The sequence below is a fragment of the Paenibacillus sp. FSL F4-0236 genome, assembly GCF_038000135.1.
Lineage (GTDB): Bacteria > Bacillota > Bacilli > Paenibacillales > Paenibacillaceae > Paenibacillus_AQ.
Window position 1 is genome coordinate 6123604 of sequence record NZ_JBBOBK010000001.1, and the last position, 12704, is coordinate 6136307.

7 protein-coding genes and 3 rRNA genes are annotated in these 12704 nt (G+C 47.5%); all 10 read right to left on the bottom strand.

Annotated features, from left to right (window positions below):
* Positions 1 to 67 precede the first annotated feature (67 nt).
* Positions 68 to 1625 (bottom strand): 16S ribosomal RNA (locus tag NSQ29_RS27330).
* 426 nt (positions 1626 to 2051) lie between these two features.
* Entirely contained in the window at positions 2052 to 3203 is a 1152-nt protein-coding gene (locus NSQ29_RS27335; protein WP_341126513.1) for an amidohydrolase family protein, read from the bottom strand.
* Between the two features lie 2 nt (positions 3204 to 3205).
* Positions 3206 to 4264: a pyridoxal-phosphate-dependent aminotransferase family protein gene (locus tag NSQ29_RS27340; RefSeq protein WP_042183796.1), complete on the bottom strand. Its 1059-nt coding sequence runs from the start codon at positions 4262 to 4264 to the stop codon at positions 3206 to 3208.
* Entirely contained in the window at positions 4261 to 5034 is a 774-nt protein-coding gene (locus NSQ29_RS27345; protein ID WP_042183794.1) for an ABC transporter ATP-binding protein, read from the bottom strand. The genes NSQ29_RS27340 and NSQ29_RS27345 overlap by 4 nt, the downstream gene beginning before the upstream one ends.
* Positions 5025 to 5792, bottom strand: coding sequence for an ABC transporter ATP-binding protein (locus tag NSQ29_RS27350; RefSeq protein ID WP_231573369.1), 768 nt, complete (start codon positions 5790 to 5792; stop codon positions 5025 to 5027). Before NSQ29_RS27350 ends, NSQ29_RS27345 begins: the two co-directional genes overlap by 10 nt.
* Positions 5789 to 6655: an ABC transporter permease gene (locus tag NSQ29_RS27355; protein ID WP_143764167.1), complete on the bottom strand. Its 867-nt coding sequence runs from the start codon at positions 6653 to 6655 to the stop codon at positions 5789 to 5791. The genes NSQ29_RS27350 and NSQ29_RS27355 overlap by 4 nt, the downstream gene beginning before the upstream one ends.
* Entirely contained in the window at positions 6652 to 7641 is a 990-nt protein-coding gene (locus NSQ29_RS27360) for an ABC transporter permease (protein ID WP_042183789.1), read from the bottom strand. The genes NSQ29_RS27355 and NSQ29_RS27360 overlap by 4 nt, the downstream gene beginning before the upstream one ends.
* On the bottom strand, positions 7638 to 9260 hold the full coding sequence (locus NSQ29_RS27365; RefSeq protein ID WP_341126514.1) for an ABC transporter substrate-binding protein: 1623 nt from the start codon (positions 9258 to 9260) through the stop codon (positions 7638 to 7640). Before NSQ29_RS27365 ends, NSQ29_RS27360 begins: the two co-directional genes overlap by 4 nt.
* Positions 9261 to 9415: 155 nt before the next feature.
* Positions 9416 to 9532: ribosomal RNA gene (gene rrf / locus NSQ29_RS27370) — 5S ribosomal RNA — on the bottom strand.
* 128 nt (positions 9533 to 9660) lie between these two features.
* Positions 9661 to 12589: ribosomal RNA gene (locus NSQ29_RS27375) — 23S ribosomal RNA — on the bottom strand.
* Between the last annotated feature and the right edge of the window lie 115 nt (positions 12590 to 12704).

The window sequence follows — 12704 nt, forward strand, 5'->3', positions numbered from 1 at the left end:
AAACCTGAGATTTGGAAGTTTAACTTCCGATTTGAATGTCTTCATTGCAGAAGACGATTCTCCATAGAAAGGAGGTGATCCAGCCGCACCTTCCGATACGGCTACCTTGTTACGACTTCACCCCAATCATCTACCCCACCTTCGGCGGCTGGCTCCCTTGCGGGTTACCCCACCGACTTCGGGTGTTGTAAACTCTCGTGGTGTGACGGGCGGTGTGTACAAGACCCGGGAACGTATTCACCGCGGCATGCTGATCCGCGATTACTAGCAATTCCGACTTCATGCAGGCGAGTTGCAGCCTGCAATCCGAACTGAGACCGGCTTTGATGGGATTGGCTTCACCTCGCGGTTTCGCTTCCCGTTGTACCGGCCATTGTAGTACGTGTGTAGCCCAGGTCATAAGGGGCATGATGATTTGACGTCATCCCCACCTTCCTCCGGTTTGTCACCGGCAGTCACTCTAGAGTGCCCAGCCTTACCTGCTGGCAACTAAAGTTAAGGGTTGCGCTCGTTGCGGGACTTAACCCAACATCTCACGACACGAGCTGACGACAACCATGCACCACCTGTCTCCTCTGTCCCGAAGGCCGCCACTATCTCTAGTGGATTCAGAGGGATGTCAAGACCTGGTAAGGTTCTTCGCGTTGCTTCGAATTAAACCACATACTCCACTGCTTGTGCGGGTCCCCGTCAATTCCTTTGAGTTTCAGTCTTGCGACCGTACTCCCCAGGCGGAGTGCTTACTGTGTTAACTTCGGCACCAAGGGTATCGAAACCCCTAACACCTAGCACTCATCGTTTACGGCGTGGACTACCAGGGTATCTAATCCTGTTTGCTCCCCACGCTTTCGCGCCTCAGCGTCAGTTACAGCCCAGAAAGTCGCCTTCGCCACTGGTGTTCCTCCACATATCTACGCATTTCACCGCTACACGTGGAATTCCACTTTCCTCTTCTGTACTCAAGTCACCCAGTTTCCAGTGCGACCTCAGGTTGAGCCCAAGGTTTAAACACCAGACTTAAATGACCGCCTGCGCGCGCTTTACGCCCAATAATTCCGGACAACGCTTGCCCCCTACGTATTACCGCGGCTGCTGGCACGTAGTTAGCCGGGGCTTTCTTCTCAGGTACCGTCACTCCGATAGCAGTTACTCTACCGGACGTTCTTCCCTGGCAACAGAGCTTTACGATCCGAAAACCTTCATCACTCACGCGGCGTTGCTCCGTCAGACTTTCGTCCATTGCGGAAGATTCCCTACTGCTGCCTCCCGTAGGAGTCTGGGCCGTGTCTCAGTCCCAGTGTGGCCGTTCACCCTCTCAGGTCGGCTACGCATCGTCGCCTTGGTGGGCCGTTACCCCACCAACTAGCTAATGCGCCGCAGGCCCATCCCTCAGTGACAGATTGCTCCGTCTTTCATTCTTCCTTCAGGAGAAAAAAGAAATTATCCGGTATTAGCTACCGTTTCCGGTAGTTATCCCAGTCTAAGGGGCAGGTTGCCTACGTGTTACTCACCCGTCCGCCGCTAAGTCACTTTGAAAGCAAGCTTTCAAAGTGACTCCGCTCGACTTGCATGTATTAGGCACGCCGCCAGCGTTCGTCCTGAGCCAGGATCAAACTCTCCAATTAGTATTGAAAAGAGCGATATGCTCATTTTGAAACATCTGACGAGAAAATTAATTCTCTAATTTTGGATTTCACTTTCGTGATTTCCTACTCACTCGTTGTTCAGTTTTCAAAGATCAAGTTCTCGTTGGCGCCGTTTAATGTCTCAGCAGCAACTCTTATACTATATCATGTTCGGCCGTTTAATGTCAAGCTCTTTTTTTAACTTCTTTTTCGAGCTCGGCATGTGTGTTTCTCGGCCAGAAATAGAATATATCATGTATAGAGATTCATTGCAACACTTTTTTTTGAAAGATTTAAAAACCATAAATCATGTATTAATGAATACACTCTATCTTTATATACTGTTACCTTATATACATTCCATAATATAAAAGAAAAACAACTGAAAAAGATATCAGTTGTTTTCAGAAGATAGCTTAGACGAATCTAAATTAATTCCGCTTCCTTCGCTCCAGTAATTACGGAAACGATACTGTTTCGAAGTATCTCTGCATTATACGCCTGGTATGGATCGACATTGAAAACAACAGCATCTGCAATAAAACCTTCTGCAATCTGACCAAACTCGTTACCGCTCCCTAGAATGTCAGCAGCGCTTTTAGTAGCAGACTGCCACGCTTCTCTTCGAGTTAAGCCATAATCAATCAACGTATCCAGCTCTTGAAGGTTATAACCATGTAATAAGGGTGTAGCATAATCTGTACCGAATCCAATACGAACGCCTTCTCTTTTTGCATAATTAATGGCTTTGGAATGTGATTCAGCAGCGCGGGCAGCTCGTTCGCAAATGATCGGGTTCAACGCTAGAACGCCTTTCGGATCTGCGGCAATGCGATAGATGGATGTAGTAGGTACAAAAGCTACCTCCGAATTAGCAAGTCTCCCTGCCTGATCTTCAGTTAGAAACATCCCATGCTCTATAGATTCCACCCCGGCCTGAATGGACCAGTCTATCGTCACTCCACCCCAGGTATGAACCAGTACCTTCTTATCATGAGCATGTGCATTACGAACAATGAATGCGAACTCTTCTTCGGAAAAGATCGGATCTACGACTTTCTCGGTGGGCGCCCCAAGACCGCCTGTGGCCATGATTTTTACCCAGCCCGCTCCTGTAGCAAAGATTTGCGCCATCCGTTGTTCCAAATGCTTAAGTCCACGGGCATCTGCTGCTCCAAGCATATCGCTGCTGGTATGCACTCTTAATGGCTGCTGATACTGCTGAACAAGATGCTGCACTGTGCTTGGCACAATTCCGCCTGCATCACGTACAGTCGTTACACCTGTCCTTAAAGTAGCCTCAAAGGCTTGTGCCTGCATGGCTTCGATCTGCTGGGAGTCGCGCTTTAATTGATCTGCATGGTCAAAGTCTGTCCAAGCCATATGCGTATGAAGATCTATAATACCTGGACTAATCCATAGATCTGTCCCTGTAAGTGTTGAATTATTTTGTTGCGGCTCTATTTCAGTTATAGATAAAAAATAACCATCCTTAATCACAACATCAAAACGTTTACCTTCGATACCTGCTATATAAATATTCTTGAATGTATGCAGTTCTGGATGCTTGTCAATCATCTTCATTCCCCCCAAGCCAGCCGAACAGCATGTAATGCCTGATCAGGGTCTTGTTTCAATAACTCAGCAAGTGTTGATATGGCTTCCTCCACACTTTTCCGAGCAGCATTTGTTCCGAAATGATTGATCCGCAAAAGATGGCCAAATAATTCTCCGTCTCCTGGAGCCACAATGCCTATAGGTTTTTCGATCTGCAAATCTTGCTTTCCAGCAATCCGAACCGTTGTAGTCAGTGTAGAATAATGTCTGCTGTCCTTTTGCCAAGGCTCAAGCCCCAAGGATTCTATACCAGCTAATGTAGCAGCTGCAGCCCTTTCATGACGCTGAATGATTTGCTCCAATCCCTCTTCTTCAATTCGTGTCAAGGCCAGGATCAGAGCTCGAGCCTCTAAAGTAGGGATATTTGGAGCAACCCGTAGCGGCGCAGTGCCATCCAGCGAAGGTTTGAGATCCAGCAAGGACAGAATGGAGTTACGCGGTGCATTTTTATTAGACTCAAGAAATTGCCAGCCACGTGGTGAAATACTGACGGCGCTAACACCGTTAGGTCCAGCCAAGGCTTTTTGTGCGCCTATCACAGCAAAATCAACTCCCCATTCATCGACCAGTAACGCCTCTCCCCCAACCGCAGAAACTGAGTCCGTCACAGTAATGAGATTGAACTCCTTTGCAATCTTAAATATTTCTTTAGCCGGATTAGAACCACCTGTAACTACTTCAGCCTGAACAAAGGAAAGGGCACAAGGGCTAAACTCTTTAATTGCGGAAGCAACTTGGTCGCTAGTGACCACTTCATCAAAAGGAACCTTTACTTCAATAACCGTTGCACCTCCCCGTTCAAGCCACTTTCCAAATAGACTTCCATAGGGACCTGTTACTATATTTACAATGGTTCGACCAGGCGCGGCTATTCCTGCAGCCACTGCCTCGATCCCCAGAATTGCCTCAGCTGGGATGATAACTGGTGGGTGCTCAGTAAACAAGATAGTAGAAATCAATTGTGTAAGCTTATTGTACTCATCCACTGAAAGTGGCACATGTACATTATATTCTGGGCTCATAAGAAACCTCCTGATGTACTTGATTTTGGCATTTTAGGAACTGCCGACAACAGCTCGTAACTGTATTCATGTTTAGGCCGGATGAAGAATTGATCCTTCGGACTCTGCTCCACGAGCTTTCCTTGCCGCATAACTGCTACCGTATCGCTAATTGCATTAATTACTCCTAGATCATGGGAAATAAAAAGCATGGTGAGATTAAGCTCAGCTTTCAGCGTATTGAACAGTTCGAGCACACTAAGCTGCACAGATACATCCAGCGCGCTGGTTGGTTCATCGGCGATCAGGATATTTGGTTCAACGCTTAATGCACGAGCGATCGCTATCCGTTGCCGTTGACCACCTGAAAATTCATGCGGGAATTTATCTAAAGCCTTTTGCTCCAAATGAACCTGGTTCAAAAGCTCTTTACATCTTTGCTCAACGTCCGTACGTCCCACAATTTTATGAAACAATAAGGGCTCGGAAAGAATTTGCCTAATCGAATGCTTTGGATTCAGCGATGCATCAGGATTTTGGAAGATCATCTGGATTGTTTTACGCTGCTCACGGCTCCTTTTCTTTTTTAACTCTTGGGTACCTAACAGAATCTTCCCCTCATGCGGGGCAATCAGTCCAGCAATTACTCGCGCCAGCGTAGATTTCCCTGAACCGGATTCTCCAACAAGTCCAAGAGTGGTGTGCTGCTCAAGATTCAAATTGATACAATCCAGTGCAGTAAATCCGCCGTAGTGAACAGTTAAATCTTTTATTTGTAAGGCTAGTTCCATGAGTCTCTACTCCCTTCAAGCTCTGGCAAAGGAAGCACCGAATCAATCAGCATCTGTGTGTAAGGGTCGGATGGATTTTGCAAAATATCAAGGGTAGCGCCATGCTCCACAATCTGCCCTTGTTTCATTACACATAGGCGTGAGCACAAGTTGGCTGCAATCGCGAGATTATGCGTTACAAAAACCATAGCAAATCCCAACTCCTGCTGGAGGTTCGTGATCGTTTCAATAATTTGTCGTTGAACCGTGACATCCAGCGCCGTTGTCGGCTCATCACAGAGAAGAATACCTGGCTTGCACGCCAGTGCCAAAGCGATGACTACCCGTTGACATTGACCGCCTGACAGCTGACTCGGATATCGATCCTTTTTCTTTAAAGAATCAGGGAGACCAAGCCTTTCGAGTAGCTCCAGCGCAATCATTCGCGAAGCCTTTCGACTAACTTTCTGTCTGTAATACACGACTTCAGCCAGCTGATTGACAACCATACAGAGTGGATCAAGCGCACCTCTTGGGTCTTGAAACACCATCGCACTGCTTACGTCACTCTTAATGGTGCCACCTGTCTGTTCAACACCATTTGGAAGTAGTCCCAGAATTGCACGCAGCGTAAGCGATTTTCCTGAACCCGACTCACCTACTAATCCTAGACTCTCCCCTTTGCTCAGCGAAAAGCTAACATTGTTGACTAATCTCTCTTTTGACTTCGCTGCCAGCGATAGTGCGTTTATTTCTAAAATGGGTTGTATAGACATCATTTTTTCCTCCATATGTCTGCCAAACCATCACCTAGGAGCGACAAAGCTATTCCGGTATACACCACTGCAAATCCTGGGACAGCTGAGAGCCACCAAGCTGTAGTGATGAAGGGCTGTCCATCTGAGATCATAGTTCCCCAGTCTGGAGTTGGCGGTGTAATACCGATCCCAAGATACCCCAGTGTAACAATGGCAACAAGCAATCCAATCATGTCTGTCATAAGAACGACAACGGCTTGCGGAAGTACATTGGGCAGCAGATGACGCAAAATAATTTTTACTCCGGGTAGCCCTAAGGTTTGAGCGGATGCCACCCATTCCTGATTGCGAAAAGATGCGCTAAGACCTCTCACTACACGGGCAAAGACAATCCAACCTACAAGGATAAACGTAATATAAATGCCTCGTTCTCCTGCTCCACTGGCAAAAGCAACGATAATGACGATTAGATAAAAAGGAAAAGCGATCAACGTATCTGACAGCAGCGTAATAACTGTATCAATCCATTTGCCGTAATATCCTGCTAGCATTCCTAGGAACACACCTATGCAAAAGGGAATGATTTCTGCCAAGACCATGATTTTTAAATCAGTCCTCGCTGCATAAATCAATCTAGTAAACAGATCACGTCCCAGCTGATCGGTTCCTAGCCAGTGTTCAGCCGACGGAGGCTGCAGAAAGGCGCTCAAATTTTGCTCGGAGGGATCATAGGGACTTATATACGGTATGAACACAGTCAAGAGAATAAGAGCAGCAAACATAATCAATCCCACTAGAAGTGAAGGGGTATTCCATATTCGTTTTAAGCCGCTAGTCATTTTGCCAGCCTCATACAATCGTGGTTCTAGTCTTATCGTTTTCATTGTTTTCCCTTCGTTCTGGGATCAAGCCACCAAGAAATGATTTCAATCAAGAGACTGATGATCACAACAGCTAGCGCACAGTAAAGTGCTATTCCTTGAATAACTGGAAAGTCCCGTTTCGAAATTGAAGTGAATAACAAACTGCCAATTCCCTTTATTCCAAACACCTGTTCAACGACCAATGTACCGCCGATTAGATATGAAATATTCACACCCATCAGCATCAGTGTTGGTAGAGCCGAATTGCGCAGCACATGTTTAAATAAAATAACCCTGCTTGGTATTCCGGCAGCCTTAAGTGTAACTACAAAATCCGATTCTAACACTTCAAGCATCTGTGCTCTTAACGAACGGACCAGCGTAGGGATCTGTGAGAAAGCAACGGTGATTGCCGGAAGTGCAAGACTGTGCAAAGTTCCAATCCACCCTTCACTTACTCCCCCAACGGGGAACCAGCCAAGCCGGACACTAAAGAGCAAAATTAAAAGTAAGCCAACCCAGAAGATTGGCATACCCAAAGTTATTGTAGGAAAAATACGTATTAAATGATCCAGCAGTTTATCCTTATGCGTAGCTGCTACTGTAGCAAGCAGAAGTGATACGAAAATCGCCAACACACACGCCATTACTATGAGCAACAAAGTGACAGGGGCACGCTGCATAATCAACTCTCTTGTTGATGTACCCATAACAATGGAGTTTCCAGTATCCCCCTGAGTAAATAGCGTCTTCAGAAATCGCATGAACTGCTCCCATAAAGGAAGGTCCAGCCCAAGAGTATGATGCATACTCTTGAGCGCCTCAGGGGTACTGTATTCTCCCAATATCATTTTAGCTGGATCTCCAGGCACAATTCGGATGATGAAAAAGACTGCTATCATTACGCAGCAGATCACTGCCAGCGCCTTTATAAGTGATATCACAAGCCAGTTGTAAGAGTCCTTGCTTCCTCTAGGTTGATTTAACACCTGCTTAAGATTCGTCATTGGCTGATGTGGACATCTTCGAAACGGGCGCTGCCGTTAGGTAGAACAACAAGACCATCAACAGAAGAACGAATACCTTTCAAGACATCTGGATAATAAAGCGGAATATAAGGTACTTCATCAGCAAGTGTCTGCAGCAGTTTAGTATAGATTTGCGCACGAGCATCGCCATCTGCAGTTTTTTGGCCCTCATATAGAAGCTTCGTTACTTCATCATTCGTATAATGCGTCCAATACGATTTGCTGAAGCCTTCCGGATCAGTTTGAAAAGCAATGATCGAGTTCGCTTCCGGGGAATCCGCTTGACCGCTATTAAGCATTGCCGCAAAATCATATGCAAAGAAACGTTCACGGAAAGTAGCAAGCTCAATCGATTCAATCTCAATCTTAATCCCGATTGTTTGACCCGCTGCCTGGATAATTTGTGCTTCTTGTGCTCTTGTACTGTTGCCGGAGGCTACAAGTAATTTGGTAGTGAATCCATTAGGGAAGGCAGATTTAGCAAGCTCCTCCTTGGCTGCCTCAACATTGAAGTTCAGAGCCTTGATTGTATCATTGGAGTTATAAGGAATCGTTGTTGGCAGTAATGAGTTTGCCGTTTGTGCATAACCAAACGTTAATGCTTTGGTCAAGCCTTCACGATCAAGTGCCAGAGCCAGCGCGCGGCGAACATGCACATCCGAGAAATGCTCATCCAGCGTATTAAAGAACAATTGCTCTGTCACCCAACTGCCGTTAGTAATTACTTTAGTGTCAGCTCCATCTTTGATCTCATTGGCATTTTGCAGCGCTAAAGATTCAATAGCATTAACTTCCCCAGCCTTCAGCTGGTTGATCGCTTGGCTATCATCCTCAATCAACTTATAAACAAGCTTATCAATATATGGTTTTCCTTCTTGCCAGTAGAATTTGTTCTTAGTAAAGGTCAGATCCCCCGCTGTATCCCATGATTCAACCACAAACGGTCCCGTTCCGATGGGCTTCTTAAAGAATTCTTCTTCGGAAACTCCACCAAAATTGTTAGGCAAGATGCCATTTGAGAAATTGGATAGCTCTGAGATAAATGGTGTATAAGGCTCTTTAAGTGTAATAACAAGCGTTTTGTTATCCTGCGCCTTAATTGTGCCGACCTTTGCCGATATTGCCAGCGGGCCGCCAACCTTCAAGTGCCGCTCAAGGGAGAATACAGCATCTTCTGCAGTCAAATCCGTACCGTTTGAAAACTTTACGCCGTCGCGAAGTTTAAAAGTATACGTCAGGCCATCCTCACTGATACTATGTGACTTCGCAAGCCAATCTACAATTTCGCCCTTGCTGTCAAAAGCAACTAACGATTCAAATACTTTGTCGATTGCAAAAGCATTGTTGGACGTAATCTGGTTATGCAAATCCAACGAGGTTACAGATGCAGGGCGTCCATAGACGAAGGTTCCTCCTACTGCCGGCTCTGCCGCTTGAGGACTCTGAGTTGCTGTTGCTGGACTCGCACTTTCCTGCGCATCTTTATTTGAAGCAGCCTTATTATTAGATCCCGAGCATCCTGCAATTACCATCAATAGCAAAACTGCTATCGCCCCCAACAGAACCGGTTTCTTAACAGATACATTAAAATATGACATAATCCGCTCCCCCTATAATTCTTATATGTTTAGTATGAATTGTATTATGGATTAATCAATGTGGTCTGTCAAACAAAATTTAAATCTTAACAATCCGTTAAGTAAATAGACATAACAAAAAGACCACTGTCGATTACTCAACAGTGGTCTTGCGTGCTTGGCAACGTCCTACTCTCCCAGGACCCTTCGGTCCAAGTACCATCGGCGCTGGAGGGCTTAACGGTCGTGTTCGGGATGGGTACGCGTGGAACCCCTCCGCTATCGCCACCAAACATGCGTCTGTGAAACAGACGCTGCCGCGTGAAATTTCGTTCATCACCAGAAGTGAGAATGAATTTCTAAGCGTGTTACAGGCTTGATGCCTGAAAACTGAATCCGAATTGAATTTGCGTCTTAAGTATAGGATAAGCCCTCGACCGATTAGTATTGGTCAGCTCCATGCATTACTGCACTTCCACCTCCAACCTATCTACCTCGTCGTCTTCAAGGGGTCTTACTAATTGGGAAATCTCATCTTGAGGGGGGCTTCACGCTTAGATGCTTTCAGCGCTTATCCCGTCCGTACGTAGCTACCCAGCCATGCTTCTGGCGAAACAACTGGTGCACCAGCGGTACGTCCATCCCGGTCCTCTCGTACTAAGGACAGCTCCTCTCAAATTTCCTGCGCCCACGACAGATAGGGACCGAACTGTCTCACGACGTTCTGAACCCAGCTCGCGTACCGCTTTAATGGGCGAACAGCCCAACCCTTGGGACCTACTTCAGCCCCAGGATGCGATGAGCCGACATCGAGGTGCCAAACCTCCCCGTCGATGTGGACTCTTGGGGGAGATAAGCCTGTTATCCCCAGGGTAGCTTTTATCCGTTGAGCGATGGCCCTTCCATGCGGTACCACCGGATCACTAAGTCCGACTTTCGTCCCTGCTCGACTTGTAGGTCTCGCAGTCAAGCTCCCTTATGCCTTTGCACTCTTCGAATGATTTCCAACCATTCTGAGGGAACCTTGGAACGCCTCCGTTACTCTTTAGGAGGCGACCGCCCCAGTCAAACTGCCCGCCTGACACGGTCCCCGTACCCGATTAGGGTACTAGGTTAGAACCTAGATACGATCAGGGTGGTATCCCAACGGCGCCTCCACCGAAGCTTGCGCTCCGATTTCTACGGCTCCCACCTATCCTGTACAGATCGTACCCAAATTCAATATCAAGCTGCAGTAAAGCTCCATGGGGTCTTTCCGTCTTGTCGCGGGTAACCTGCATCTTCACAGGTATTAAAATTTCACCGGATCTCTCGTTGAGACAGCGCCCAAGTCGTTACGCCATTCGTGCGGGTCAGAATTTACCTGACAAGGAATTTCGCTACCTTAGGACCGTTATAGTTACGGCCGCCGTTTACTGGGGCTTCGGTTCATAGCTTCGGGTTACCCCTAACCACTCCCCTTAACCTTCCAGCACCGGGCAGGCGTCAGCCCGTATACTTCGCCTTGCGGCTTCGCACAGACCTGTGTTTTTGCTAAACAGTCGCTTGGGCCTTTTCACTGCGGCCCCCTCGTGCTATTCACACTACCGGGGCACCCCTTCTCCCGAAGTTACGGGGTCATTTTGCCGAGTTCCTTAACGAGAGTTCTTCCGCGCGCCTTAGAATTCTCTTCTCGCCTACCTGTGTCGGTTTGCGGTACGGGCACCTTCTCCTGGCTAGAGGCTTTTCTTGGCAGTGTGAGATCATGACCTTCGCTACTGTAATTTTCGCTCCCCATCACAGCCCAGCCTTAATGATGTGCGGATTTGCCTACACATCAGCCTCACTGCTTAGACGGACATATCCATCAGTCCGCGTCACTACCCTCCTGCGTCACCCCATCGCTCATAGCGGATTACGGTGGTACAGTAATTTCAAACTGTTGTCCTTCGACTACGCCTTTCGGCCTCGCCTTAGGTCCCGACTTACCCTGAGCGGACGAGCCTTCCTCAGGAAACCTTGGGCTTTCGGCGGATCAGATTCTCACTGATCTTTTCGTTACTCATACCGGCATTCTCACTTGTATGCTGTCCAGCGCTCCTTACGGTACACCTTCAACCCACATACAACGCTCCCCTACCCCAGATACATACGTATCTAGCCATAGCTTCGGTGGTGTGTTTAGCCCCGTTACATTTTCGGCGCAGAGTCACTCGACCAGTGAGCTATTACGCACTCTTTCAATGGTGGCTGCTTCTAAGCCAACATCCTGGTTGTCTGTGCAACTCCACATCCTTTCCCACTTAACACACACTTGGGGACCTTAGCTGATGGTCTGGGCTGTTTCCCTTTTGACAATGGATCTTAGCACTCACTGTCTGACTCCCGGCAATAAGTATATGGCATTCGGAGTTTGACTGAGCTTGGTAATCCTTGCGGACCCCGCACCCAATCAGTGCTCTACCTCCACTACTCTTATACCGAGGCTAGCCCTAAAGCTATTTCGGGGAGAACCAGCTATCTCCGAGTTCGATTGGAATTTCTCCGCTACCCCCACCTCATCCCCGCATTTTTCAACATGCGTGGGTTCGGGCCTCCAGTGCGTGTTACCGCACCTTCACCCTGGACAGGGGTAGATCACACGGTTTCGGGTCTACGTCCACATACTAAATCGCCCTATTCAGACTCGCTTTCGCTGCGGCTCCGTCTTCTCGACTTAACCTTGCATGTTAAACGTAACTCGCCGGTTCATTCTACAAAAGGCACGCCATCACCCATAGATAGGGCTCTGACTTTTTGTAAGCACACGGTTTCAGGTTCTATTTCACTCCCCTTCCGGGGTGCTTTTCACCTTTCCCTCACGGTACTGTTTCACTATCGGTCGCCAGGTAGTATTTAGCCTTAGCAGATGGTCCTGCTGGATTCATACGGGGTTTCACGTGCCCCGCACTACTCGGGATCCGTCTCGGAGAGAACACAGTTTAGGCTACAGGGCTTTTACCTCTATCGCGGGCCTTTCCAGACCTCTTCACCTACCATATTCCTTTGTAACTCCATGTGAGACGTCCCACAACCCCTAAGAGCAAGCTCTTAGGTTTAGGCTGTTCCGCGTTCGCTCGCCGCTACTGACGGAATCACTATTGTTTTCTCTTCCTCAGGGTACTTAGATGTTTCAGTTCCCCTGGTCTGCCTCTACATCTCCTATGTGTTCAGAGATGAGTAACTGCGAATTACCACAGCTGGGTTTCCCCATTCGGACACCCCCGGATCAAAGCTTGCTTACAGCTCCCCGAGGCAGTTTCGTTGTTCGCCACGTCCTTCGTCGGCTCCTGGCGCCTAGGCATCCTCCGTGTGCTCTTATTAGCTTAACCTTGATTTTTCCGCAGGAAAATATCGAACGATATCTTCTTTGAAAAATCTCACTAATAACATTTACTTGTTTGCACAAGTTGCTAAAAGATGTTCTAAAACGCAAATTCGTTTCGG

Coding starts and splice junctions, on each gene's coding strand:
- NSQ29_RS27335 (WP_341126513.1), bottom strand. CDS start 3,203: ATGATTGACAAGCATCCAGAACTGCATACATTCAAGAATATTTATATA.
- NSQ29_RS27340 (WP_042183796.1), bottom strand. CDS start 4,264: ATGAGCCCAGAATATAATGTACATGTGCCACTTTCAGTGGATGAGTAC.
- NSQ29_RS27345 (WP_042183794.1), bottom strand. CDS start 5,034: ATGGAACTAGCCTTACAAATAAAAGATTTAACTGTTCACTACGGCGGA.
- NSQ29_RS27350 (WP_231573369.1), bottom strand. CDS start 5,792: ATGATGTCTATACAACCCATTTTAGAAATAAACGCACTATCGCTGGCA.
- NSQ29_RS27355 (WP_143764167.1), bottom strand. CDS start 6,655: ATGAAAACGATAAGACTAGAACCACGATTGTATGAGGCTGGCAAAATG.
- NSQ29_RS27360 (WP_042183789.1), bottom strand. CDS start 7,641: ATGACGAATCTTAAGCAGGTGTTAAATCAACCTAGAGGAAGCAAGGAC.
- NSQ29_RS27365 (WP_341126514.1), bottom strand. CDS start 9,260: ATGTCATATTTTAATGTATCTGTTAAGAAACCGGTTCTGTTGGGGGCG.